Genomic DNA, 23,385 nt, shown 5'->3' with positions numbered 1-23,385 from the left:
GAAACCATATCTTCCCAGGGCATAACCTGTCATAATCGTCATAGTGCGATCGCAGTATGCTGAGCGCGCACGCTGAAGCCGGACGGATATTTTGAATATCGTCGGCGAATTGCATCCCTGATTATTATTGTCTTACTTGTAATAAAGAGGGGAAATGACAATGATAGCAAGGAAATGGCATTTTGACCCGGTCAACGCGATTGCGCTCTCGATCGGTGCTATGTTCGTCCTCCTGCCTTCGAAGGCAGCCGCCTGCATTTTCGTTGGTGAGGGAACTGTTCTGTCAGGGCAGTGCTATCTCAACGGCATAGCCAATGGCGCGGTTGTCGACACGTCCCTGGATGCGCTTTTGGGTGTTGTCGATAACGCAATCGAGTCAGATGTCGGCCTTGCGAACGGCCCCCCGCAAACTCTGTCGGCGCCGTTCGGCGTCTTCGCTTCCGGCCAGTTGGCGCACACGGAGCACGACGGCTTCACGATTTCACGGGGACCGATCGTGACCACCGGACCGGACTTCGACGTTGACGAATTTTCCGCTGCGGTCAGCGTGGACTTCAACGCTGCAAAGCATTTCGGTTTCGACAATGAGCACGGACTAAACTTGGGTCTGTTTGGCGGTTATGCATCGGCCAAGGTAGACGCCAATGCGCTCGGTTTCTTTCCTCCTAACGGCGAAGCCACCAACAGAAGCGGTATGTTCGGCGGTTATGGGCTCTATCGTCGCGGCACCAGCTATATGCTTGTGGCTGCATCGGCGTTCCTCGGCAACACCGATGTCGAAAGTACAGGCCTCGGCTCCGGCACGTATGACACACAAGGCTACGCCGTAACGGGGTCGATCGGCCACATCTTCAACTTGACCGATCGGGTGCGCTTCGATCTGCGTGGTGGATTGCTTGGTGTTAGTTTCACCGGCGACGAATACACGGACAGTTCTGGCGTTTCGTACGGAAAAAGCCGCCTGTCCTTTGGCGCAATCAAGTTCGAACCTGGAGTTTATGCCGATTATCAACTCGGAAACGGTATGGTGATCAGCCCTTACGCGCGAGCCGATCTGCAGCAGCGCTTCGGCTATTCAAACACCGCGAGCGTGTCCGGTATCGAGAGTAACTTCGAAGATGCGGACTTCTCGGCGGCGGTGTCGGCAGGCTTCAATCTGAAAATGTCCCAATCGACCACCGTCAGCAGTGAGATTCGGGGCAAGTGGTCCCAAGACAGCTCGACCGTCAGTGGCAAGCTGGGCGTAAAGATCGCCTTCTGAACATAGACGACAGGATGGTCATTTCCGTGGCCGGCAACGCAAGATGCTTGGCGGACGATTATCTGGCTAGCGCCGGACCCGGCGGAAATTCAATCGGGTCGGACGCGGGCTCCTGCTGCAGCGTGCGTTCGGCGGCGCGCTTGTGGTGGTGGGCCAACGAGCGTTGCGGCGAGCACAATATGCCGCGATCCGACCCGTAGGCCGCACCATGTTCCCGCCTGCCCTCATGGTACCAGACCCGGTGCGCGATAGGGCAGGCCGCATTCGATGCAGCGGTAAGCGTCGGGTCTGGCGAGCATGAGATGTTCCGGTCGGCTGGTTCTGGTCTCGCCGGTCGACTTGATCCGGCTTCGACGGAATTTAGGCCAGCGCGATTGCAAAATCCGCGTGACAAAGTTTGACGTTTACGTAAAAAGAAGATGGGAGACCGCCCAAAGGCGGATGGTTTTGCGGCGGTACTGGCTCTAGGGTCGGCGAGGCCGATGCATCAGGAGGATCGAGCGGCATGTATCGGGCACCGGTCGAGGACATCGCGTTCACGCTGAAGCACGTGGCCGGCATGAAGCCAGCGCTCGATGCCGGCACGTTCGGCGATCTCGGCGAGGATCTGGTCGATGCCGTTCTTGGCGAGGCCGGCCGTTTCGCCACCGAGGAGGTGGCACCCCTCTACAAGATCGGCGACGAACAAGGTGCCGTGCTGAAGGACGCTGCCGTCACGATGCCGCCGGGCTGGAAGGAACTCTATCGCCGTTGGATCGACGGCGGCTGGAACGCGCTGTCCGGACCTGAGGAATATGGCGGACAGGCGCTGCCGACCATGCTCGGTGTCGCCGCGCTCGAAATGTGGAATTCCGCCGCCATGGCCTTTGGCATCGGCCCGACGCTGACCATGGGCGCCGTCGAAGCGCTGGACAAGCATGCTTCCGAAGAGCTCAAGGCGAAATATCTCGCAAAGCTCGTCTCCGGCGAATGGATGGGCACGATGAACCTGACCGAGCCGCAGGCCGGCTCGGACCTCAACGCGCTCCGCGCTCGCGCCGAGCCCGCCGGCGACGGCACCTACCGCATCTTCGGCCAGAAGATCTTCATCACCTATGGCGAGCACGACTTCACCGACAACATCATCCATCTGGTGCTGGCGCGGTTGCCGGATGCTCCCGCCGGCACGCGCGGCATCTCGCTGTTCCTGGTGCCGAAATTCCTGATCGAAGAGGATGGCTCGCTCGGTGCCCGCAACGACGTCTTCTGTTCCGGCCTCGAGCACAAGCTCGGCATCCATGCTTCGCCGACCTGCACCATGATCTATGGCGATGGTTTCCAGGGCGCCAAACCTGGCGCCATCGGCTGGCTGATCGGCGAAGAGAATAAGGGCCTGGCCTGCATGTTCACCATGATGAACAATGCGCGTCTGGCCGTCGGCATGCAGGGGGTAGCCGTCGCGGAAGCCGCCACCCAGAAGGCGATCGCCTATGCCAATGAGCGCCGCCAGGGCAAGGCATCAGATTATGCCGGGTCCGGCATGGCGCCGATCGTCCATCACCCCGACGTGCAGCGCAACCTCTTGACGATGCGGGCGCTGACCCAGGTCGCGCGCGCCATCAGCTATTCCTGCGCGCACGCCATCGACCGCGCCCGCGTCGCCGAGGGCGAGGCTGCCGCCAACTGGCGCGACCGCGCCAATCTACTGACGCCCCTTGCGAAAGCCTTTTCGACCGATGTCGGCGTCGAGGTCGCCTCGCTTGGTGTCCAGGTGCATGGCGGCATGGGCTTCATCGAGGAGACGGGCGCGGCAGCGCTCTATCGCGATGCGCGCATCGCGCCGATCTACGAAGGCACCAACGGCATCCAGGCAATCGACCTCGTGTCGCGAAAACTGCCGCTCGGCGGGGGCGAACATGTGCATTTCTACATCGGCGAGCTGAAAGCAGTCGCCGATGCGGTCCGCACCTCCAACATCGAGGGCTTTGGCCGCACCGCGGACAATCTCGACCGGGCGCTTGCCGATCTCGACGAGGCGACGCGCTTCCTGCAGGAACTGTTGGCCAACGGCTCAACTGACGCGGCGCTTGCCGGCGCCACGCCCTATCTCAGGCTGATCTCATTCGCCGCCGGCGGCGCCTATCTGGCGCAAGGCGGGCTTGCCGACCGTGGCCGCATCGCCCTTTGCCGCTTCTTTGCCGAAAACCTGCTTGGCGAAACGCGCGCCTTGAAGGAGCGCGTCATCAATGGTGCCGAAAGCCTGGCCGCTGCCGGCAAGTCGCTGATATCGACCTGAAACATTCCAACGCTCGAAGGGACCATCGTGACAGACCATATCCTCGTTGAGCGCCAGGGCGCCGTCCAGATCATCCGCATGAACCGCCCGGACAAGAAGAACGCGCTGACGCGCGCCATGTATGCGAAAATGTCGGCGGCTCTTGCCGAAGGCGACGTCGATCCGGCGATCCGCGTCCATGTCTTTCTCGGTGTGCCCGGCGCTTTCTCTTCCGGCAACGACCTTGCCGATTTCATGATTGTCGCCACAGGCGGCGACGGCGGCACGGAAGTCTGGGATTTCCTGATGGCGCTGGCCAGGGTCGAGAAGCCCATCGTTTCCGGTGTCGACGGCATCGCGGTTGGCATCGGCACCACGATCAACCTGCATTGCGACCTGACCTTCGCCACGTCGCGCACCCTGTTCAGGACGCCCTTCGTCGATCTCGGCCTGGTGCCCGAGGCTGGGTCCAGCCTGTTGGCGCCGCGCATCCTGGGGCAGCAAGGCGCTTTCGCCCTGCTCGGCCTCGGCGAGGGTTTTTCGGCCGAGCGGGCGAAGGCTGCCGGGTTGATCTACGATGTGGTCGAGGAGAGCGCCCTGGAGGCCTCGGCCCTGGCTGCCGCTCGCCAGATCGCCGCCAAGCCGCCGCAGGCGCTGAAGATCGCGCGTGACCTGATGCGCGGCTCGCGCGACGACCTCGTCGCCCGCATCGGCGTGGAAAGCGCGCATTTTCGCGAGCGGCTGAAATCCGATGAGGCGCGCGAGGCGCTCACCGCGTTCATGACCAGAAAGAAGGGTTGAGGGCCCTTTTCAGGGATAAAGCCGCGTCTTATCCCAACCACCCTTGGCGTTGCGCGAAAAGACCATCCGGTCATGCAGCCTGAACGGCTTGTCCTGCCAGAACTCGATGGTCTTCGGCACGATGCGGAAGCCCGACCAGTGCTTCGGGCGGGGGATCTCGCCGATGGCGTAACGGGCCGTGTATTCGGCGACGGCTTTCTCCAAGGCGAAGCGGCTTTCCAGCGGCCGCGACTGTTTCGAGGCCCAGGCGCCGATGCGGCTGCCGCGCGGCCGCGTCGCGTAATAGGCGTCGGCCTCGGCATCGGTGACGATCTCCACCGGACCGCGCACGCGCACCTGGCGGCGCAGCGATTTCCAATGGAAACACATCGCCGCCTTCATGCTGCCCAGAATTTCCTGGCCCTTGGCGCTTTCGAAATTCGTGTAGAACACAAAGCCGCTTTCATCGAACCCCTTGAGCAGCACCATCCGCACATCCGGCATGCCCTCGGTATCGACGGTTGCCAGCGCTACGCCGTTGGCATCGTTGACTTCGCTTTTCGTGGCGTCCTCCAGCCATGCGGCAAAGAGGCGAAACGGCTCGGCCGCATCGGTAAAGTCACTGGTTGTTAACTCTGTGTCACTCATAGTTTTTCTCAAATTGTCACTAAGCCGGGGAGGTTGCCGATTGTCGCGTATCGCGCAAGCTTTTGACAGCAGGCAATGGGGCGTTATCGCTTCGGCCAGCGCGAAAGCCGCGATCGTCTCAATCGCCCTGCCGCTTGCCGGCTGTGGCGCGGGTGGCTTCAGCCTGGAGAAGGCCGAGGTCGACCGCTCGATCCTGACCAGCGGCACATCGACTTTGGCCAAGCCGGCCGATTCGGATCGCGACTCCGACCAGACGACGATCGGCAATGCGGTGTCTTCCGCCGACATCGTACAGCTCGGCGGCCAGGCCGTGCCATGGGCGAATGCCGGCACCGGGTCGCGCGGCTCCATCATTGAGCTGGCGGAATTGAAGGACAGGGGCCAGACCTGCCGTCGCTTCAAGGCTTCGCGCGAAAGCTTTGATGGCGTTGCCATGTTCGAGGGCGAACTCTGCCTCGCCGGCGCCGGCGGCTGGCGCATGCAGGGCTTCAAGGCGCTCTGATTTTCCGCCTTTGATATGACGGTCCGCTACTGGAATTTCTTCCTATGCGAGCGCATATAGGGGGCAAGTATGGACTCACTCCTTCCCCAGGGCAGAAAGCATGCGCGACCCGTATGAGGTGCTGGGCGTTGCAAAGAACGCATCGGCCAAGGACATAAAATCGGCGTATCGGAAACTCGCCAAGAAACATCATCCGGACCAGAATCCGAATGATCCCAAGGCGAAGGACCGTTTTGCCGCGGCCAATCAGGCCTATGAGATCGTCGGCGACGAGAAGACACGCGCCGCTTTCGATCGCGGCGAGATCGACGCCGACGGCAAGCCGCGCTTCCAGGGCTTTGAAGGCGCCGCAGGTGGCGGCGACCCCTTTGCCGGGTTCCGTCGCCAGCAGCAGGGGCCCGGCGGTTCGCGATTCGAGTTCCGCTCCGGGCGGCCAGGCGGTGATCCGTTCGACGGCAACAGCGACATCTTCAGCCAGATTTTCGGCGACGCCTTTTCGGGCGCGCGCGGCGCCGGCATGGGCGACCGCCGCCAGCCGGCCACCGCTGCCGATCTGAACGTCACGCTCGACATCACCATCGAGGAAGCGGCGAACGCCGAAAAGGTGACGGCGATGTTCCCGGATGGCCGCAAGGTGGCGGTCAAACTGCCGGTCTTCGTCGAGGATGGCCAGACCATTCGGTTGAAAGGGCAAGGCGAGCAGGGGCCGGGCCAGCCCGGCGACGCGCTGGTCAAGATACATATCCGCCTGCATCCGCGTTACCGTATCGAGGGCCGCGACCTGCATGCCGATCTGCCGGTGTCGCTGGCGGATGCGGTGCTGGGCGCCAAGGTGCCGGTCGAGACGCCGACAGGCAGGCTCGCGGTCAATGTTCCCGCCTGGTCGAGTTCGGACAAGGTGCTGCGACTCAAGGGCAGGGGCCTGCCGGAAAAAGCCGGCGGTCACGGCGATCTCTACGCTCATGTGCGCATCATGCTGCCGGAGGGTGGTGACAGCGCTCTGGAAGCGATGCTGCGTGGCCAAAAAGGCTGATCGGCGACTTTTGTCCCCCGAACTGTCCGGTTTGAGCGCTTGAAGGGGCCCTGTGCCTGTGCGATAGGGCTCTCCACAAAGCAGATACTCTTGCGGAGAGCACGCACATGGCGGGTGGACAGGGCCTGATGGCCGGCAAGCGCGGCCTGATTCTGGGCGTCGCGAACAACAGGTCGATCGCTTTCGGCATCGCCAAGGCATGCGCCGACCATGGCGCCGAGATCGCGCTGACCTATCAGGGCGAGGCGTTCAAAAAGCGTGTCGAACCGTTGGCGGCGGAACTGGGCGCCTATGTGGCCGGCCATTGCGATGTCACCGATCCGGCCAGCCTCGACGAGGTCTTCGCCAATGTCGCCAAGCATTGGGGCAAGCTCGATTTCCTCGTCCATGCCATCGCCTTCTCCGATAAGGACGAACTGACCGGCCGCTATGTCGAGACGACGCGCGACAACTTCCTGCGCACCATGGACATTTCGGTGTTTTCCTTCACCACCATCGCCAAGCGCGCCGAGGCGCTGATGACCGAGGGCGGATCACTGCTGACGCTCACCTATTACGGCGCCGAGAAGGTGATGCCGCACTACAATGTCATGGGCGTTGCCAAGGCCGCTCTCGAGGCCAGCGTGCGTTACCTTGCCGTCGATCTCGGCGCCAAGAAGATCCGCGTCAACGCAATCTCGGCCGGCCCGATCAAGACGCTGGCCGCATCCGGCATCGGCGACTTCCGCTACATCCTGAAGTGGAACGAATACAATTCACCACTGAAGCAGACGGTCACGCAGGAAGAGGTCGGCGATTCCGGCGTCTATTTCCTGTCCGACCTGTCGCGTGGCGTGACCGGCGAAGTGCATCACGTCGATTCCGGCTATCACGTGGTCGGCATGAAGGCGGTCGACGCGCCTGATATTTCGACGGTCAAGGAATAGCTTTCCCGCCAATCCTCCGCCCAGGCCCAGGCCTCACCTCCGGAAGACCTGATGTACCCGCTGGTTTACATCGTGCGCCACGGCCAGACCGCGTGGAACGCCGAGGCCCGGCTTCAGGGTCAGGCCGACACCGATCTCAATGAGCTCGGCCGCCAACAGGCCACCGGAAACGGGAATCGGTTGGCCGGCCTCGTCCACAAGCCGGAGGATTTCGATTTCATCGCCAGCCCGATGAGGCGGACGCGCGAAACGATGGAGCGCATCCGCGTCGCGATGAAGCTCGATCCGCTCGCCTATCGAACCGATCCCGATCTCGTTGAAGTCAATTTCGGCGATTGGCAGGGGTTCACCTTTGCCGAGCTCGAGACACGCTATCCCCGTGCGAAGAAGACTCGCGCTTTGGATAAATGGAACTTCCAGCCGCCCGGCGAAGGTGCCGAGAGCTACCAGATGCTGCTTGAACGGGTGAAGCCCCGATTCGACGCGCTCGACCACAACACGATCTGCGTGACGCATGGCGGCGTCATGCGCACCTTGTTTCGCTTCGTGCTTGAGATGCCCGAGGACGAGGCCGCGAACCTGGAGATACCGCACGATCGCGTGCTCCGGCTGCAGGGTGAATGCCTGGAGTGGCTGTAGCTGTCCTGGTTATGGTTATTTATTCGAGGTTGGCCCGCGAGGCTCCAACTCCTGAGCGCGGTCGCCCGGATGAACGTATCATTCGAGGTAGGTCACCACACCCGTTTTAAGATCATAGATCGCCGCGACGATCTTCAGCTTCCCGGTCCCGGTGAGACCGGCCAAGAGCTTGCTTGAAACGGCAAGGCGCCTCGCGGTCCGCCTTGCGCTCTCCTTAGCCGTGTTGTCGACAAAATCGCCCGCCTCGCTCCGCACCGCGATTGCCGCCGGCAAGATCGGCTCGATCATCGGACCGATCGCGCCCGGATAAGTGGCGTTCTTGGTGACCACGTCGCAAGCCGCCTTGACCGCACCGCAGCTTGTGTGCGCGAGGACGACGATCAACGGCGAACCGAGTACCTCCGCGCCATATTCGACCGTGCCGAGCGTCGCGGTGTCGACGAGGTTGCCAGCATTCCGGGCGACGAACAGTTCTCCAACGCCGTGGCCGCCGAAGATCAGCTCCGGCGGAACGCGACTGTCGGCGCAACTGATGACAGTGGCCCAAGGCGCCTGGTGTGTAGCGACAGCATTCCGCTGCGCGGCAAGGTCAATCGAGCAGAGTTCCGGATGGCTGACATAGCGTTCGTTGCCGGACTTCAACGCGACCAACGCTTCATCGGGGGGCAGTGGCGTCGCAGTGCCCTCGGCCGCGCGCGCCGGCCAGACCGCTCCGCCAAAACCGGTCGCGACGAGCCCCGCGCCGACCTTGAGGAAATCCCTCCGGCGGATCCCTTCGCCCTCGCAGTCGCTGCACATTGCCCTGCTCCCGCCGCCGATCCAGCCGATGGCTGGATCCGTGAGCTGAGACTGCTACCAACGAGTTGCATTAGCAAGTGCTAACTCTCGCCCGGTCCATCCAGGCTACCTGGAAACGGCATGAGGTCACGATTCCAAGCTTTCGGCTCGGATAGGGGCTGAACGGAAGATCAAGATAAAGCTCGATTCCGAGCCTGTCGGAATGGATCCGGCCGTGCGCAGCCGGAGGCTCCTATTCGGTGTCCGGCAATTCCATGTCGGTGACGACGTTCTCGCCATTGGTCACGTCATAGGCAATGACGACGTCCATGCCCGGCTTCAGCGAGTCGAGATCGGTCTCGGCGTTCAGCTTGTAGGATTTGCCGTCATCCAGCGTCAGGGTCAGCGCGTCCTTGTCGATCTTCTTGATCAAGCCTTCGGTCTGCCCGGCGAAAGCGGCGGTGGAAAGCAGGAGTATGGCGGCAACAGCGCCAATCAGGGTACGCATCATCGTCCTCTTTGGTCATTGCGCCGGCACGGTGGCGGCGGATCCTCAACGGCGAATGGAGCAGAGCAGAAACCAACCGAATGTGTCAAAACTAAATCCGCCAGATCACAGTTTGACCCCTGTGGAAAACGCCAATAGAAGGCAGACTTCAGTCGGCTTCGATGCCGGGCAGGGCACTTTTCCATGTCTCACAATACGTTCGGCCATCTTTTCCGCGTCACCACCTGGGGCGAAAGCCATGGCGCAGCGCTCGGCTGCGTGGTGGATGGCTGTCCGCCGGGTATCCGCTTCACGCGCGACGAAATCCAGGCCGAACTCGACAAGCGCCGGCCCGGCCAGTCGCGTTTCGTCACCCAGCGCCGTGAGCCCGACGAAGTGAAGGTGCTGTCCGGTTTCGTGCTCGACGAGGACAGCGAGACGATGATCACCACCGGCACGCCGGTTTCGATGCTGATCGAAAATGTCGACCAGCGCTCGAAGGACTATGGCGAGATTGCCCGCCAATACCGGCCGGGCCATGCCGACTACACCTATGACGTCAAATACGGCATACGCGACTATCGCGGCGGCGGCCGTTCCTCGGCCCGCGAGACCGCGGCGCGCGTGGCGGCCGGCGCACTCGCGCGTAAGGTGGTGCCGGGCATGGTGGTGCGCGGCGCGCTGGTGTCGATGGGCGAAAAGTCGATCGATCGCGCCAACTGGAACTGGAATTTTATTGGCGACCCGGAAAATCCGTTCTTCACCCCCGATCCAGCCTCTATTCCCGTTTTCACGCAGTATCTCGACGGCATCCGCAAATCGGGTTCCTCGGTCGGCGCGGTGATCGAGATCGTCGCCGATGGCGTCCCCCCAGGGCTCGGCGCGCCGATCTACGCCAAGCTCGACCAGGACATTGCCTCCGGGCTGATGTCGATCAACGCCGTCAAGGGCGTCGAGATCGGCAACGGCTTCGAGGCCGCGCGCATCACCGGTGAACAGAATGCCGACGAGATGCGCATGGGCAACGATGGCAAGCCGGTGTTCCTGTCCAACAATGCCGGTGGTATCCTCGGCGGCATCTCTACCGGCCAGGCGATCGTCGCCCGCTTCGCCGTCAAGCCGACCTCCTCGATCCTGACGCCGCGAAAGTCTATCGACAAAGACGGCAACGACGTCGAGGTGATGACCAAGGGCCGGCACGATCCCTGCGTCGGTATTCGCGCCGTGCCGATCGGCGAGGCCATGGTTGCCTGCGCCATAGCCGATCATTATCTGCGCCATCGAGGACAGACAGGGCAGGGAATAGGCAGGAGCAGTAGGCAGTAGGCAGCCTGCCTGCCCAACATATTTTCCTTTTCCCTACTGCCTTACTGCCCTATTCCCTACTGCCCTGCGAACGAAGCGAGCGCTCCATGCCTTACGACCAGAAGAAGATCGTCGAAGCCATCCGTGCCTTTGAACGCGGCGAGATCGTCGTCGTCATGGACGATGACGGGCGCGAGAATGAGGGTGACCTGATCGTCGCCGCCGTCCACTGCACGCCCGAGAAAATGGCCTTCATCGTGCGCAACACGTCGGGCATCGTCTGCACGCCGATGCCGCGCGAGGAAGCCAAGCGGCTCAATCTTGCGCCGATGGTGGCCGACAATGATTCAGCCCACACCACCGCCTTCACCGTCAGCGTCGATTTCAAGCACGGCACCACAACAGGCATTTCGGCCGACGACCGCACGCTGACCGTGCGCAACCTCGCTAACGGCAATGTCGGCGCCTCCGATTTCGTCCGTCCCGGCCACATCTTCCCGCTGATCGCGCGCGAAGGCGGCGTGCTGATGCGTTCGGGCCATACCGAGGCGGCGGTCGATCTGTGCAAACTCGCCGGCCTGCCGCCGATCGGTGTCATTTCGGAACTGGTCAATGACGACGGCACCGTCAAGCGTGGCCCACAGGTCGCGGCCTTCGCCGAGGAGCATGGCCTCCAGCAGGTTTCGGTCGCCGATCTCATCGCCTACCGGCAACGCAAAGAAACGCTGGTCGAACGCGTGGCTTGCTCGGAGATCGACACGCTCGGCGGCAAGGCGCAGGTCTTCACCTATACGTTGCCCTGGGACACGATGCATCATGTCGCGGTGGTCTTCGGCGATATCCGCGACGGCGAGGACGTTCCGGTGCGGTTGCATTCCGAAGACGTGGTGACCGACGTCTTCGGCACCAGCCATCGGCTCGACGGCATCATGAAGGCGATGGGCGAGCGTAAGCGCGGTGTCATCGTCTATCTGCGCGAAGGCTCGGTCGGTGTCGCCCATCAGGAGCGCAAGCGCCCTGCATCAGGTGACCGCGAGGATCACGAAGAGGCGCGCCGGCGCGAAAACGAATGGCGCGAAATCGGCCTAGGTGCGCAGATCCTGAAGGATCTCGGCATTTCCTCGATCAACCTGATCGCCTCGCGCGAGCGCCATTATGTTGGTTTGGAGGGTTTTGGCATCCATATCGCCAAGACCGAGATTTTGTAGTCCACCGAGGGATCGACGCGGCGGAAAGGTCCTGCTGGCAGGTCGCCTGCGTTGGCGATTGACTGAAGCGTCCGCTTGCCTCGTCATCCTATGGCGAAGCAAGGAGCGAAGCGACGCGGCTCAGACCATAGGATCCATGCCGCGACTTCGACGCGTTGCCACGGTCCAGAATTCTGCTCCGCTGTGATCTTCGATCAAGGTTACGGCATGGATCCTCGGGTCTGCGCTCCGCTTCGCGTCGCTCCGCCCGTGGATGACGACGTCGCGGAAGCCTCGGCCAATTCCGAACGTTTGCGAAACGAGCGGCTGCTCGCTTCTTCTCGTCGCCCCCCGGTTGACAATCTTCGGGGTGAGCGCATCCTCCCAGCCCTCTCTGAGGGGAGATTCGGGGCATGTGGGATTTCAATATCGGCAGGTCGGTGTCCATCACGATGCGGACCTGGCCTTTCATTGTTTTTCGCATGATCGTCTATTTCGGTATCACTCTGGCCTATATCCTGGCGACTGGCACGGGCGCCTCCGTCGGCTATGGCGTCGGCCATATCTCCACCGATCCCGACGGGCCGTTGTCCTTTGCTCTATGGGGCGGCGTCGTCGGCTTTGGCGCCGTCTCGATCGCCGTCTACTGGATCCGCGAATACATTCTCTACGTCGTCAAGGCCGGCCATATCGCCGTCATGGTCCATCTGATCGACGGCCAAGATGTGCCCGGCGGCCAGAACCAGATCGCCTATGCCAGGAAAGTGGTGACGCAGCGCTTCGCCGAGGCCAATATCCTTTTTGTCGTCGACCAACTGGTCAAGGGCGCCATTCGCGCCATCACCGGGCTGCTCGGCGGCATCGCCGCCTTCCTCCCCATTCCCGGTTTGAGCGGGCTGGTCAGCTTCATTAACACCGTAATCCGCCTGTCATTGACCTATGTCGACGAGATCATCCTCGGCTACAACATCCGCATCGACTCGTCCTCGCCGTTCGAAACCGCACGCCAAGGCGTGGTGCTCTACGCCCAGAACGGCAAGATCATGGTCAAGAACGCCGTCTGGCTGGCGATCATCATGTGGGGCGTGTCGTTTGTCATCTTCCTGCTGATGCTGGCCCCGGCCGGCGCCATTCTTTTCCTCATGCCCGGGCAGCTTGCCGGCTGGGCCTTCGTGCTCGCCATCGTCTTTGCCTGGGCCTTCAAGGCAGCCTTCATCGAGCCCTTCGCCATCGCCTGCCTGATGCAGGTCTACTTCAAGACCATCGCCGGCCAGGTGCCAGATCCGGCTTGGGACGCTCGGCTGGCCGAGGCATCGTCGAAGTTCAGGGACCTCAAGGACAAGGCGCTCTCCTCCTTCGGTGGTTCGCGCTGGGACACGGCCGGCGCGACACGCTGATCGGCCGGGCTGGCGGGCGTGCCGGCGACGGTATAGAGGCTCGACACCGCTGATTTGAGCGGCGTCTCGCCCTGGCCGCAAAACGTCTCGCTCATGATCAATTCGGGCAGCGGCAATCGCCGGCCCCAGCCATGTGTCTCGAGGTCCGGCTTGGGCGCGAACTCGGAAACACGGCCGACGCAGAGGTAGGCGATCGGCGTCACGTGCTCGGGAATGGCCAACAGCCGCTTCAACGCCTCAGGCTCGATGATGCTGACCCAGCCGACGCCGATGCCTTCGGCCCGTGCCGCCAGCCAGAAATTCTGCACCGCGCAGACCGTGCTGTAGAGATCCATCTCCGGATTGTGCCAACGCCCCAGCGGCGAACCTTTCGAGCGCTGGCGGTCGCAGGTGATGCAGATGTTGAGCGCGCTTTCGCAGATGCCTTCCAGCTTGAGCTTGCGGTAGAGCGCTTGTCGCTCTTCCTCGATTGCTGGCAGTTCCTGTTCACGCGCGGCCAGGAGCAGGTCACGTACCTTCTCCCGGCGCCCGGCACCGCGAATGACGATGAAGTTCCACGGCTGCATGAACCCGACCGATGGCGCGTGATGGGCTGCAAGCAGCAGCCGAGCCAGCACCTCGTCGTCGATGGTCTCGGGAGTAAAATGGCTGCGAACATCGCGCCTGGTGAACATGGCTCGGTAGACGGCGTCGCGCGCCATCTGGTCAAATCCATCGCCCACAGGAGCGGTCATGGCTTCCGGCATCGCTTGTCCCCTTGCGACTTCAAATCAATGCCGCCCGCCTGACCATGCGGGTGACGATGCCTGCCAGGCCGGTCTTCTGGCTCGGGATCAACCCGCGTCCGGTGCCTTCCCGTCATCGACAGTGGCATTTACCGACGCGGTCCCCCTTACAGCGTTGGGCACGCCACGGAATTCAACCGTGTTCCCGATTCTCCCGCCAGAGCATTTGCAGCCAAGTGGATTCACTTGGCGTCGCATAATGCGGCTGAAACAAACAGACCGGCGGGCACCAGGCAGTGGTGGCGACCTTACGCCGAAGCCCCGGCCGCGCCAATCCCCGCAGCGACGCGAATGGACGCAGACGTGATTTTCCCCAGCGATCAAGCCGCAACGCATGGCCATTGCCGCGTCGGGGCACTAGATAGGGACCATGGCCACCCGTCTCTACACGCACCCTATCTTCCTTGAGCACATCACGCCGCCCGGCCACCCCGAGCGGCCGGACCGCTTGCGCGCCATCGAGCGCGTGCTCGACGACGAAGCCTTTGCCGCGCTCGACCGCGTGAAGGCGCCGGAAGGAGATGAAGCCACTATCCTCTATGCACATCCGGCCGATTTCGTCGCGCGTGTGCGCGCCGCCATCCCCGAAGAGGGCATCGCCCGCGTCGATGCCGACACCACCGCCAGTCCGAAGAGCTGGCAGGCGGTGATCACCGCGATCGGTGCCGCCAACGCGGCCGTCGACGACGTCTTCACTGGCCGGGCCGACAATGCCTTCGTCGCTGCCCGCCCGCCCGGCCACCATGCCGAGAAAACCACCGCCATGGGCTTTTGCTTCTTCAATACGGCGGCCATCGCGGCGCGTTATGCGCAAAAAAAGCATGGCGCCGAGCGGGTCGCCGTCGTCGACTGGGACGTGCATCACGGCAACGGCACACAGGATATCTTCTGGGACGATCCGTCGGTGCTCTACTGCTCGACGCATCAGATGCCGCTCTATCCCGGCACCGGTGCGAAGAACGAAACTGGGGCCGGCAACATCGTCAACGCGCCTCTGGCGCCGCAGACCGGCAGCGAGGTGTTTCGCGATGCCTTCCTGTCGCGGATCCTGCCGGCGCTCGACAAATTCGCGCCCGATCTGATCATCATTTCGGCCGGCTTCGACGCGCACCACCGCGACCCGCTGGCCGAGATCAATCTGACCGAGGATGATTTCGACTGGGCGACGGGCCAGCTGATGCAACGCGCCGCGCGTCACGGCGACAACCGGCTCGTCAGCCTGCTCGAGGGCGGCTACGATCTGCAGGGATTGGCATTTTCGGTCGCGGCCCATGTCGCGCGGCTGATGAAAGGATGAATGATGGCTGGTGAGACCAATGAAGACGTCAAGGCGATGAGCTTCGAGCAGGCACTCGATGCGCTGGAGAAGATCGTCGATGACCTGGAGCGTGGCGACGTGCCGCTCGATCAGTCAATCCGGATCTATGAACGCGGTGAGGCGCTGAAGGCGCATTGCGACCGGTTGCTGAAGGCTGCGGAGGACAAGGTCGAGAAGATCAGGCTGTCGCGCGATGGAAAGCCGGTCGGAACGGAGCCGCTCGATGCGGACTGAGGCACGGTCGCGATGACGGTCTTGTCTCGCCGGTTTTTGGACACGATCATGATTGAGGATCAAGCTCGTCCCGATTGGAACGGCTCCAGGACAAGAGGAGAAACGGAAGCGATGTGCAGAAACATCAAGACCCTGTTCAATTTTGACCCGCCGGCAACCAACGATGAAGTTCGCGACGCGGCACTTCAGTTTGTCCGCAAGCTGAGCGGCACGACGCGGCCTTCGAAGCAGAACCAGCATGCGTTCGACCATGCGGTGGAGGCCATCGCGGCATCGGCGCGGGAACTGCTCGATTCTCTCGAAACAAACCAGCATCCGCGCAACCGCGAAGAGGTGGCGGCCAAACTTCGGGCAAAGGCGGCGCTCCGTTTTGCCTGATGCGGCCAAGGCGGTCTGGACCGCTGACAAGGAGAGTTCATGAGCTTCTTCCCGGGGAAGGACCCTGAAGCCGGCGATGCCTTTGCCAGCGATCAGATCGAACTGATGGTCATCCCGAACGCCAAGGACATTGGCGGCTTCGAGGTGCGCCGAGCCTTGCCAACCGCCAAGAGGCGTCTGGTCGGCCCATTCATCTTCTTCGACCGCATGGGGCCGGCGATCCTGCGCGCGGGCCAGGCGCTCGATGTCCGTCCCCATCCCCATATCGGCCTGTCGACGGTCACCTATCTGTTTGACGGCAAGATCCGGCATCGCGATTCGCTGGGCACCGAAATGGTCATCCAGCCCGGCGACGTGAACCTGATGACCGCCGGCCGCGGCATCGTGCATTCCGAGCGCACGCCGGAGGAATTGCGCGGCGCGCCAATGTCGATTTCGGGCCTGCAGACATGGCTTGCCTTGCCAGACGACAAGGAGGAAGTGGCGCCGGTGTTCGAGAACACGGCTGTCTTGCGGCTTCCCGAGATCGATGCCGAAGGCGTCAGCGGCCGCGTTGTCATCGGTGATTTCCAGGGACTGCGCTCCCCTGTTAGGGCCGATTCCGAAACGCTCTACGCCGACCTGCGCCTGGCGCCGGGCGCCAGCGTGAAAATCCCGGCCGACGCCGAGGAGCGCGCCATCTACACGCTGCAAGGCGAAGTCTCGATTGCAGGCGATGTGTTTCCGGCGGAGCGGCTGCTGGTGTTCCGGCCTGGTGACGAGATCATCGTATCGTCGCAAACCGGTGCGCATTTCATGCTTTTCGGCGGCGCCTCGCTTGGCTCGAAGCGCTACATCTGGTGGAATTTCGTCTCCTCGTCCAAGGAGCGCATCGAACAGGCCAAGCAGGAATGGAAGACAGGCCGCTTCGATATCGTTCCAGGAGATGACAAGGAATTCATCCCGCTGCCTGAAGGCTAGATCTCAGCCCGATCCGCGTCACCGACACGCATTTACTTTCGCCGGCTGGCAGCCTATCCCGCCGATGAACAGAAAGCCTGAGCACCCGTGAACGCAACGCCGCATACGCCGCTTCTTGACAAGGTCCGCATCCCGGCGGATTTGCGCGCGCTGGACGAGAGCGATCTGCCGCAACTGGCGTCCGAGCTTCGCGCCGAACTCGTCGATGCCGTATCCCACACCGGCGGCCATCTCGGCGCCGGCCTTGGGGTGGTCGAACTGACCGTGGCGCTGCATTATGTCTTCAACACGCCGGATGACCGGCTGATCTGGGATGTCGGCCACCAGGCCTACCCGCACAAGATCCTGACCGGCCGCCGCGACCGCATCCGCACCCTGCGCCAGGAAGGCGGCCTGTCCGGCTTCACCCGACGCGCCGAAAGCGAATACGATCCCTTCGGCGCCGCCCATTCCTCGACATCGATCTCGGCCGGCCTCGGCATGGCCGCCGCCCGCGACCTCGCCGGTGGCCGCAACAACGTCATCGCCGTCATTGGCGACGGCGCCATGTCGGCCGGCATGGCCTATGAGGCGATGAACAATGCCGGCGCGCTCGATGCCCGCCTTATCGTCATCCTCAACGACAACGACATGTCGATCGCGCCGCCGACCGGTGCCATGAGTGCCTATCTGGCGCGGCTCGCCTCGGGCAAGGCCTATGTCGGCCTGCGCGATTTCGGCAAGAAGCTGACCTCTTATCTCGGCAAGCGCGCCGATCGCGCCATCACCAGGGCGGTCGAGCATGCGCGCGGCTATGTCACCGGCGGCACGCTGTTCGAGGAACTCGGCTTCTATCACATCGGCCCGATCGACGGTCACAATCTCGAGCATCTGATCCCGGTGCTGAAGAACGTCCGCGACAATGGCGAGGGCCCGGTGCTGATCCATGTCGTGACCCAGAAGGGCAAGGGCTACGCACCCGCGGAAGCCGCCGCCGATAAGTATCATGGCGTCAACAAGTTCGACGTCATCACCGGCGCGCAGGCCAAGGCGCCGGCCAACGCGCCGGCCTACACCAAAGTGTTCGCCGAAAGCCTGATCCAGGAGGCGCGCGAGGATGACCGCGTCGTCGCCGTCACCGCAGCTATGCCGACCGGCACCGGCCTTGACCTGTTCGGCGAAGTGTTCCCGTCCAGGACGTTCGATGTCGGCATCGCAGAGCAGCATGCAGTGACCTTCGCGGCCGGTCTCGCAACCGAAGGCTACAAGCCGTTCGCGGCGATTTATTCGACCTTCCTGCAGCGCGCCTATGATCAGGTGGTCCACGACGTCGCGATCCAGAAACTACCGGTGCGTTTCCCGATCGACCGTGCCGGCTTCGTCGGCGCCGATGGCGCCACCCATTGCGGCGCTTTCGACACCACCTTCCTGGCAAGCCTGCCGGGCTTTGTCGTGATGGCGGCCGCCGACGAAGCGGAGTTGCGCCACATGGTGCGCACCGCTTCCAGCTACGATGATGGCCCGATCGCCTTCCGCTATCCGCGCGGCAACGGTGTCGGCGTCGACATGCCGGAACGCGGCTCGGTTCTCGAACTTGGCAAAGGCCGCATCGTCAGGGAAGGCACCAAGGTGGCGCTGCTGTCGTTCGGCACGCGCTTGCAGGATTGCCTTGCCGCTGCCGAGGAGCTCGGCGCCGCCGGGCTTTCCACCACCGTCGCCGATGCCCGCTTCGCCAAGCCGCTCGATGAGGATCTGATCCGGCGGCTAGCCCGCTCGCATGAGGTTCTGGTGACGGTGGAGGAGGGCGCTATTGGCGGGTTCGCCAGCCATGTGCTGCAGTTCCTCGCCCATGAAGGGCTTTTGGAAAGCGGCCTGAAGGTGCGCCCGCTGGTGTTGCCCGACGCGTTCACCGACCATGCCAAGCCGGAAAAGATGTATGCCGATGCCGGCCTTGACGCCGCCGGCATCGTGCGCACCGTGTTCACGGCGCTCGGGCATACGGTGCGCGCCCAGCGCGCCTGAATCAAAACCTCAAGCGCTTGAATCGGTTTGCCGGCTTGATTTTGTAACGCCTTGTTAACACTGCCGTTTGGCGTTTTGCTTACCGTGTCCCTTGGCCGTTTTTCAACGGCGCCCTGCTAGATCGACGTCAGGCCGGGAGATAGTTGGAATGAAGACGCTTCTGTGTGGCACGGCCCTTCTGGGCATCGTGGTCGCGCCGGCCGTCGCCGAGACGCGCTATGACCGTAATCTGGAAAAAGCGGCGCTGGGCATTGTCGCCGGCAAGATGGGCGATATCCGCGGCGGCTTCTCCTACAAGCAGGTGCCGCAGCTTGTGGTGCTGCCGGAGCCTGCAATCGCCGTTGCGACCGGGCATGCTCGTGAGCTGGCTTCGGGGAAACAGGACGACGGTTTGTCTCCAGCCGTCGAGCGCCAGGTTTCGCGCACCATTTTCTAGAGCAATTCCAGGAAAAGTGTGAAGCGGTTTTCCATCCGGAATTGCGTCAAGACAAAGCCTAGAACCACATATCGCGAACACAACGGCCGTCACGCGGCAGGTCTTCGTAAGTGTCGAACCCATCGAAATGGTCGATCGGCAACTCGGCGACAGTTTCCGGCGGCGCCAGCCGGACGTTGACGGCAATGCGTGTTCGGCCCGAGGCATCGGCGCGCAAGCCGCGCCACGCAAGCACACAGGCGCAGGTCGGGCAGAACAGGATTTCAAGCGACGGCGTGTCTTTTCCCGCGCGCGTATAGCTGGCCATCGGTCCCGCAACGCGAATGCGTTCGTCGACATAGTCATAGGCCCAAAGCGTGCCATAGCGGCGGCAAAGCGTACAGTTGCAGACTGTCACCGGGCCGGGATCGCCTTCCAGCGTCCAGCGGGTTGCGCCACAGTGGCAGGTTCCGATCAGCATTTTTCCTCCCGCCGTTCGGCATCACCATCGACCGTCATTTTGCCGGACCTCACGCGGTGCACGCAAGTCGCGAGGCTCGATTCGGTCGCCGCTCTCTCGTTGTCGTGCCCAATGTCCTTGCCTTCGCGATCGGCTTTCGTCAGAGAAGGCCGATGAATTCGCCTTTGCCAGCCAGCACACGCCAGCGGCTCGACGACCTGCTCGTCCAGCGCGGCCTGTTTGCCAGCCGATCTCGCGCCCGCGACGCGGTCGAGCGGGGCACGGTGACAGTTGACGGCGCCATTGCCCGCAAGCCTGGCCAGGCCGTTCGGCCGCAATGCGTCATATCGGTCGATGATCCGGCCCAGGGCTATGTCTCACGGGCAGCGCTGAAGTTGATCGCCGGGCTCGACCATTTCGGCCTCGACCCGGCCAGCCGGGAGGCGCTCGACATTGGCGCCTCGACCGGAGGTTTCACCCAGGTGCTGCTCGAACGCGGCGCGTCCCATGTCACGGCAATCGATGTCGGTCACGGCCAGATGCATCCCGACATCGCCGGGGATCCGCGCGTGACGGTGATCGAGGGGCTGAACGCTCGCGACCTGAGCGTCGCGGATCTTGCCGGCCATGTTCCGGATTTCATTGTCTCCGACGTCAGCTTCATCTCGTTGAAACTGGCGCTGCCGCCGGCGCTTGCCATTGCGAAGTCCGGTGCCGCCGCGATCTTTCTGGTCAAGCCGCAATTCGAGGCGGGTCGCGAGGCGATCGGCAAGGGCGGCCTGTTGAAAGACCCCTTCGATGCCGCCCGTGTCGCCGGCCTGTTACAGGATTGGCTCGACTCCATTCCAGGTTGGCGCTCGCTCGGCCTGCGTCCGTCGCCGATCGAAGGTGGCGACGGCAATCGCGAATTCCTGCTCGGTGGGATCAAGGATCGATGAGCGCGCGCTTCACAATCAGGAGACTGGGCGCCCAGGGCGACGGCATCGCCGAGACCGAAAGCGGCGATCTCTTCATCCCTTTCACGCTGCCCGGCGAGATCGTCACCGCCGCGCGTGAAAGAGACCGCGCCTCGCTGATGGCGGTGCTGGAAGCCTCGCCGTTGCGCATCGACCCCGCCTGCCGCCATTTCACCGAATGCGGCGGCTGTGCCCTCCAGCATTTCGAGGCCGAGGCCTATCGCCAGTGGAAACGCGAGAAGGTGGTGCACGCCCTGAAAGGCAAGGGCATCGAGTGCGGCATAGGCGAACTGGTCGCTTGCCCGCCGCACACGCGCCGCCGCGTTGTGCTTGCCGCCCGGCGCGCCGAAACAGGCATGCTGCTCGGCTTCAATCGTCACCTGTCGCCGGAAATCATCCCCATATCGGAATGCCCGATCTCGCTGCCCGGGATCGTCGCGGCGCTCGGACAGTTGAGGGCGCTGGCGGAATTGATATGCGCCACCACGAAATCGTTCCGGATGGCGGTTACCGTGACGGCTTCGGGCCTCGATGTCGCGGCACACGAATCCGGCAAGCTCGGCGAACACCAGCGCCGTATCGCCTCCAATTTTGTCATCGCACAAGGCTTCGCCAGATTGTCCGTCGATGACGAGATCATCATCGAACCAAGGAAGCCTGTCGTCATGTTCGGCGGTGTCGCCGTCGCCCTGCCGCCGGGCGCCTTCTTGCAGGCGACCGAGGCTGCCGAACGGACCATGGCCGAGATCGTCGGCGGACATCTGAAGCGTGCCAAGAAGGTCGCCGATCTCTTCGCCGGTTGCGGCAGCTTTGCCTTGCGGTTGGCGGCGAAGTCGGAGGTGCACGCGGTGGAAGGCGATGCGGCCGCACTCTCGGCGCTCGACCGGGCATCACGCTTCGCGACCGGCATCAAGCGGGTGACGGGCGAACGCCGCGATCTCTTCCGGCGCCCGCTGACGTTCAAGGAGTTGAACGCCTTCGACGGTCTTGTCTTCGACCCGCCCCGGGCCGGTGCCGAGGGTCAGTCGAAGCAGATCGCCCGCTCGGATGTTCCGTTCGTTGCCGCGGTTTCCTGCAATCCGGTGACGCTGGCTCGCGACCTGCGCATCCTTATCGACGGCGGCTACACGCCGACAAGCGTGACGCCGATCGATCAGTTCCTATGGTCGCCGCATGTCGAGGCCGTCGCCTTGCTGGAAAAGCCCAGGAAGCGCCGGTAGGCGGGCCTCGGTTCGGCTGCCGCGCGGACAGAACGCGATCACTTTTCCTTGAAGTCGCCGGTTGGGCTGCGCTCGATCCCAACCTGCCGGGATCGCGCCGCAAAGCCGCCTCTTTGCCCCCATTTAGTCCAGATTCGCTGGAGGAGGGGAAGGGCCTCGACAGCTTCGGTTGCTCTTACCCATGGTGGCCTGAAATGCGGATGCTCCAGAAATTCCTCAGTTCATTCGTCCTCTTGCTTGTCGTCGCCGCCTCGGCGACGGGCGCGCTCGCGCAACAGCAAAAACGCCTCGCTTTCGTCATCGGCAATGCCGCCTATCCGTCCGGCGCACTGGTGACACCCGCCAACGACGCCGGACTGATCGCGCAGACCTTGCAGGCTGCCGGTTTCGACGTGGTCGGCGCGCGTGATGTGGATCAGGAATCGCTGCGCGGCGCGCTGCGCGACTTCCTTGGCAAGGTCTCCGCCGCCGGACCCGACGCGGTCGTCTTCGTCTACCTCGCCGGCCAAGGTGTGCAGTTCGAAGGCGAGAACTACTTCTTGCCGGTCGATGCCCAGATCGCCAATCCAGCCGACGTCCCGCTCCAGGCGATGCGGCTCTCCGACGTCACCAAGTCGCTGGCTGGACTGCCGACGAAGGTCAACATCGTTGTGCTCGACGCGGCGCGACCGAATGCATTCCCGCAGATGAACCAACCGCTGGCCGGCGGTCTCGCGCTGGTCGATCCCGACCCGAACATGCTGATCGCCTTCAACGCCGCGCCGGGAACCGTCGCGCCGGAAGGCAAGGGCCCGTACGGCGCCTATGCCCAGGCGCTGGCCGAGATGATGCGCGAGGGCGGCCTGCCGCTCAGCGACGTGTTCGACCGCACGCGCCTGCGCGTCAACGAAGTAACGCAAGGGGCCGAAGTGCCGTGGAACGCCTCGAAGATCAGCGCGCCCTTCGTCTTCTTCGATCGTGCCCCGGATGCGCCCGCGCCGAAGGTTTCCGAGGCCGAATCCCAGGCCAACCGGACCAGGCAAATCCGCGACTTTGATGCCCACGACGCCTACGTGGCGGCGCTCGATCGCGACACCCTGCGCGGTTATGAGGATTTCGTCGGCGCCTATCCACACGATCCGATGGCCAAGCGCGTGCGCGCCATCATCGCGGCGCGGCGCGAGGCGATTACTTGGCGCGAAACCTGGCTGCGGGACACGCCGGAAGCCTACTGGTCCTATCTCCGGCGCTACCCGCATGGCCCGCATGCCTGGGACGCCCGCCGCCGGCTCGAGCATTTCGAGGCGGCCCTGGAGCCGCCGGAGGATTTCACCGTCTACGCCTATGACGTGCCGCCGCCGCCGGAGGAGGAAATCGTCTACGTCGACCGTCCCGTACTCTATTTCGACGACCCCGATTTCGATTTCGATCCGCCGCCGCCAGTCGCCGTGATCTTCCTGCCCCCGCCACCGCCGGATTTCGT

At 63.2% G+C, this 23,385-nt stretch carries 23 protein-coding genes, 2 pseudogenes and 1 riboswitch; of the genes and pseudogenes, 19 read left to right on the top strand and 6 right to left on the bottom strand.

From position 1 onward, the window contains the following. Window positions 1-154: 154 nt before the first annotated feature. Window positions 155-1,261, top strand: coding sequence for an autotransporter domain-containing protein (locus tag FJ938_RS22795; protein WP_140697651.1), 1,107 nt, complete (start codon window positions 155-157; stop codon window positions 1,259-1,261). Between the two features lie 58 nt (window positions 1,262-1,319). On the opposite strand, the pseudogene FJ938_RS30080 reads toward FJ938_RS22795, so the two are convergent. Beyond that, window positions 1,320-1,560, bottom strand: a pseudogene (locus FJ938_RS30080) (hypothetical protein). A gap of 206 nt (window positions 1,561-1,766) precedes the next feature. Between FJ938_RS30080 and FJ938_RS22785 the strand changes: the two are divergent. Together FJ938_RS22785 and FJ938_RS22780 are read left to right on the top strand one after the other, a co-directional pair. After that, the gene (locus tag FJ938_RS22785; protein WP_140697648.1) at window positions 1,767-3,536 is read left to right on the top strand and encodes an acyl-CoA dehydrogenase family protein; all 1,770 of its coding nucleotides are present in this window, start codon (window positions 1,767-1,769) and stop codon (window positions 3,534-3,536) included. Window positions 3,537-3,563: 27 nt separating this feature from the next. After that, window positions 3,564-4,316, top strand: coding sequence for a crotonase/enoyl-CoA hydratase family protein (locus tag FJ938_RS22780; protein WP_140611090.1), 753 nt, complete (start codon window positions 3,564-3,566; stop codon window positions 4,314-4,316). Between the two features lie 9 nt (window positions 4,317-4,325). Here FJ938_RS22780 and pdxH read toward each other — a convergent pair whose 3' ends face one another. Next, entirely contained in the window at window positions 4,326-4,943 is a 618-nt protein-coding gene (pdxH, locus tag FJ938_RS22775; protein WP_140611092.1) for a pyridoxamine 5'-phosphate oxidase, read from the bottom strand. A 40-nt stretch (window positions 4,944-4,983) separates the two neighbouring features. On the opposite strand from pdxH, the gene FJ938_RS22770 reads away from it, so the two are divergent. The 4 genes from FJ938_RS22770 (at window position 4,984) to FJ938_RS22755 (ending at window position 8,043) form a co-directional block, all read left to right on the top strand. Next, window positions 4,984-5,445: an RT0821/Lpp0805 family surface protein gene (locus FJ938_RS22770; RefSeq protein ID WP_140611094.1), complete on the top strand. Its 462-nt coding sequence runs from the start codon at window positions 4,984-4,986 to the stop codon at window positions 5,443-5,445. A gap of 100 nt (window positions 5,446-5,545) precedes the next feature. Next, entirely contained in the window at window positions 5,546-6,478 is a 933-nt protein-coding gene (locus FJ938_RS22765) for a DnaJ C-terminal domain-containing protein (protein WP_140697645.1), read from the top strand. A gap of 107 nt (window positions 6,479-6,585) precedes the next feature. After that, on the top strand, window positions 6,586-7,404 hold the full coding sequence (fabI, locus tag FJ938_RS22760; RefSeq protein ID WP_140611098.1) for an enoyl-ACP reductase FabI: 819 nt from the start codon (window positions 6,586-6,588) through the stop codon (window positions 7,402-7,404). Window positions 7,405-7,455: 51 nt separating this feature from the next. Beyond that, the gene (locus FJ938_RS22755) at window positions 7,456-8,043 is read left to right on the top strand and encodes a histidine phosphatase family protein (RefSeq protein ID WP_140611100.1); all 588 of its coding nucleotides are present in this window, start codon (window positions 7,456-7,458) and stop codon (window positions 8,041-8,043) included. 78 nt (window positions 8,044-8,121) lie between these two features. Here FJ938_RS22755 and FJ938_RS22750 read toward each other — a convergent pair whose 3' ends face one another. Both FJ938_RS22750 and FJ938_RS22745 read right to left on the bottom strand, forming a co-directional pair. Continuing rightward, window positions 8,122-8,841, bottom strand: coding sequence for a carbonic anhydrase (locus FJ938_RS22750; RefSeq protein WP_140697642.1), 720 nt, complete (start codon window positions 8,839-8,841; stop codon window positions 8,122-8,124). A 232-nt stretch (window positions 8,842-9,073) separates the two neighbouring features. Beyond that, the gene (locus FJ938_RS22745; protein WP_140611134.1) at window positions 9,074-9,328 is read right to left on the bottom strand and encodes a DUF1344 domain-containing protein; all 255 of its coding nucleotides are present in this window, start codon (window positions 9,326-9,328) and stop codon (window positions 9,074-9,076) included. A gap of 183 nt (window positions 9,329-9,511) precedes the next feature. On the opposite strand from FJ938_RS22745, the gene aroC reads away from it, so the two are divergent. The 3 genes from aroC (at window position 9,512) to FJ938_RS22730 (ending at window position 13,196) form a co-directional block, all read left to right on the top strand. Next, window positions 9,512-10,633: a chorismate synthase gene (gene aroC / locus FJ938_RS22740; protein WP_140697639.1), complete on the top strand. Its 1,122-nt coding sequence runs from the start codon at window positions 9,512-9,514 to the stop codon at window positions 10,631-10,633. A gap of 86 nt (window positions 10,634-10,719) precedes the next feature. Then, window positions 10,720-11,820, top strand: coding sequence for a 3,4-dihydroxy-2-butanone-4-phosphate synthase (gene ribB / locus FJ938_RS22735; RefSeq protein WP_140611106.1), 1,101 nt, complete (start codon window positions 10,720-10,722; stop codon window positions 11,818-11,820). 392 nt (window positions 11,821-12,212) lie between these two features. Then, window positions 12,213-13,196 (top strand): hypothetical protein, encoded by a 984-nt coding sequence (locus FJ938_RS22730; RefSeq protein WP_246673466.1) that lies wholly within the window; start codon window positions 12,213-12,215, stop codon window positions 13,194-13,196. 164 nt (window positions 13,197-13,360) lie between these two features. Here the strand turns inward: FJ938_RS22730 and bluB are convergent. After that, window positions 13,361-13,870, bottom strand: a pseudogene (bluB, locus tag FJ938_RS30075) (5,6-dimethylbenzimidazole synthase); the annotation flags it as partial. Between the two features lie 120 nt (window positions 13,871-13,990). Beyond that, window positions 13,991-14,173: riboswitch (cobalamin riboswitch) on the bottom strand. 178 nt (window positions 14,174-14,351) lie between these two features. Here bluB and FJ938_RS22720 point away from each other — a divergent pair. The 6 genes from FJ938_RS22720 (at window position 14,352) to FJ938_RS22695 (ending at window position 19,308) form a co-directional block, all read left to right on the top strand. Further along, window positions 14,352-15,278 (top strand): histone deacetylase family protein, encoded by a 927-nt coding sequence (locus tag FJ938_RS22720; RefSeq protein WP_140697633.1) that lies wholly within the window; start codon window positions 14,352-14,354, stop codon window positions 15,276-15,278. Between the two features lie 3 nt (window positions 15,279-15,281). Continuing rightward, complete coding sequence (locus FJ938_RS22715) at window positions 15,282-15,533, top strand: exodeoxyribonuclease VII small subunit (RefSeq protein WP_013532792.1); 252 nt, start codon at window positions 15,282-15,284, stop codon at window positions 15,531-15,533. Between the two features lie 111 nt (window positions 15,534-15,644). Beyond that, the gene (locus FJ938_RS22710; RefSeq protein ID WP_140611136.1) at window positions 15,645-15,911 is read left to right on the top strand and encodes a DUF2277 domain-containing protein; all 267 of its coding nucleotides are present in this window, start codon (window positions 15,645-15,647) and stop codon (window positions 15,909-15,911) included. A 39-nt stretch (window positions 15,912-15,950) separates the two neighbouring features. After that, window positions 15,951-16,871, top strand: coding sequence for a pirin family protein (locus FJ938_RS22705; RefSeq protein WP_140697630.1), 921 nt, complete (start codon window positions 15,951-15,953; stop codon window positions 16,869-16,871). A gap of 87 nt (window positions 16,872-16,958) precedes the next feature. After that, window positions 16,959-18,872, top strand: a complete 1,914-nt coding sequence (gene dxs, locus FJ938_RS22700) for a 1-deoxy-D-xylulose-5-phosphate synthase (RefSeq protein WP_140697627.1) — start codon at window positions 16,959-16,961, stop codon at window positions 18,870-18,872. Window positions 18,873-19,020: 148 nt separating this feature from the next. Continuing rightward, window positions 19,021-19,308 carry a hypothetical protein gene (locus FJ938_RS22695; RefSeq protein ID WP_140697624.1) on the top strand — a complete coding sequence of 96 codons (288 nt, stop codon included), beginning with the start codon at window positions 19,021-19,023 and terminating at the stop codon, window positions 19,306-19,308. 58 nt (window positions 19,309-19,366) lie between these two features. On the opposite strand, the gene FJ938_RS22690 is transcribed toward FJ938_RS22695, so the two are convergent. Beyond that, entirely contained in the window at window positions 19,367-19,768 is a 402-nt protein-coding gene (locus FJ938_RS22690) for a GFA family protein (protein ID WP_140697621.1), read from the bottom strand. Between the two features lie 152 nt (window positions 19,769-19,920). On the opposite strand from FJ938_RS22690, the gene FJ938_RS22685 reads away from it, so the two are divergent. From FJ938_RS22685 to FJ938_RS22675, 3 genes are all read left to right on the top strand, one after another. Beyond that, the gene (locus FJ938_RS22685) at window positions 19,921-20,685 is read left to right on the top strand and encodes a TlyA family RNA methyltransferase (protein WP_140697618.1); all 765 of its coding nucleotides are present in this window, start codon (window positions 19,921-19,923) and stop codon (window positions 20,683-20,685) included. Continuing rightward, window positions 20,682-21,923 (top strand): class I SAM-dependent RNA methyltransferase, encoded by a 1,242-nt coding sequence (locus FJ938_RS22680; RefSeq protein ID WP_140697615.1) that lies wholly within the window; start codon window positions 20,682-20,684, stop codon window positions 21,921-21,923. Before FJ938_RS22685 ends, FJ938_RS22680 begins: the two co-directional genes overlap by 4 nt. A 194-nt stretch (window positions 21,924-22,117) precedes the next feature. Further along, a partial coding sequence (locus tag FJ938_RS22675; protein ID WP_181169163.1) for a caspase domain-containing protein occupies window positions 22,118-23,385 on the top strand: 1,268 nt, incomplete at its 3' end.

It is taken from the genome of Mesorhizobium sp. B2-4-14, assembly GCF_006442155.1.
In the GTDB taxonomy this organism is placed as follows: domain Bacteria; phylum Pseudomonadota; class Alphaproteobacteria; order Rhizobiales; family Rhizobiaceae; genus Mesorhizobium.
The sequence above is the reverse complement of the archived record's forward strand: the minus strand, read 5'-3'. Positions and strand labels throughout refer to the sequence as shown.

Bases quoted from the DNA above. Each gene is read 5' to 3' on its own strand.
- FJ938_RS22795 (WP_140697651.1), top strand. From the start codon at position 155: ATGACAATGATAGCAAGGAAATGGCATTTTGACCCGGTCAACGCGATT.
- FJ938_RS22785 (WP_140697648.1), top strand. From the start codon at position 1,767: ATGTATCGGGCACCGGTCGAGGACATCGCGTTCACGCTGAAGCACGTG.
- pdxH (WP_140611092.1), bottom strand. From the start codon at position 4,943: ATGAGTGACACAGAGTTAACAACCAGTGACTTTACCGATGCGGCCGAG.
- FJ938_RS22765 (WP_140697645.1), top strand. From the start codon at position 5,546: ATGCGCGACCCGTATGAGGTGCTGGGCGTTGCAAAGAACGCATCGGCC.
- fabI (WP_140611098.1), top strand. From the start codon at position 6,586: ATGGCGGGTGGACAGGGCCTGATGGCCGGCAAGCGCGGCCTGATTCTG.
- FJ938_RS22755 (WP_140611100.1), top strand. From the start codon at position 7,456: ATGTACCCGCTGGTTTACATCGTGCGCCACGGCCAGACCGCGTGGAAC.
- FJ938_RS22750 (WP_140697642.1), bottom strand. From the start codon at position 8,841: ATGTGCAGCGACTGCGAGGGCGAAGGGATCCGCCGGAGGGATTTCCTC.
- FJ938_RS22745 (WP_140611134.1), bottom strand. From the start codon at position 9,328: ATGCGTACCCTGATTGGCGCTGTTGCCGCCATACTCCTGCTTTCCACC.
- aroC (WP_140697639.1), top strand. From the start codon at position 9,512: ATGTCTCACAATACGTTCGGCCATCTTTTCCGCGTCACCACCTGGGGC.
- ribB (WP_140611106.1), top strand. From the start codon at position 10,720: ATGCCTTACGACCAGAAGAAGATCGTCGAAGCCATCCGTGCCTTTGAA.
- FJ938_RS22730 (WP_246673466.1), top strand. From the start codon at position 12,213: ATGTGGGATTTCAATATCGGCAGGTCGGTGTCCATCACGATGCGGACC.
- FJ938_RS22720 (WP_140697633.1), top strand. From the start codon at position 14,352: ATGGCCACCCGTCTCTACACGCACCCTATCTTCCTTGAGCACATCACG.
- FJ938_RS22715 (WP_013532792.1), top strand. From the start codon at position 15,282: ATGGCTGGTGAGACCAATGAAGACGTCAAGGCGATGAGCTTCGAGCAG.
- FJ938_RS22710 (WP_140611136.1), top strand. From the start codon at position 15,645: ATGTGCAGAAACATCAAGACCCTGTTCAATTTTGACCCGCCGGCAACC.
- FJ938_RS22705 (WP_140697630.1), top strand. From the start codon at position 15,951: ATGAGCTTCTTCCCGGGGAAGGACCCTGAAGCCGGCGATGCCTTTGCC.
- FJ938_RS22695 (WP_140697624.1), top strand. From the start codon at position 19,021: ATGAAGACGCTTCTGTGTGGCACGGCCCTTCTGGGCATCGTGGTCGCG.
- FJ938_RS22690 (WP_140697621.1), bottom strand. From the start codon at position 19,768: ATGCTGATCGGAACCTGCCACTGTGGCGCAACCCGCTGGACGCTGGAA.
- FJ938_RS22685 (WP_140697618.1), top strand. From the start codon at position 19,921: ATGAATTCGCCTTTGCCAGCCAGCACACGCCAGCGGCTCGACGACCTG.
- FJ938_RS22680 (WP_140697615.1), top strand. From the start codon at position 20,682: ATGAGCGCGCGCTTCACAATCAGGAGACTGGGCGCCCAGGGCGACGGC.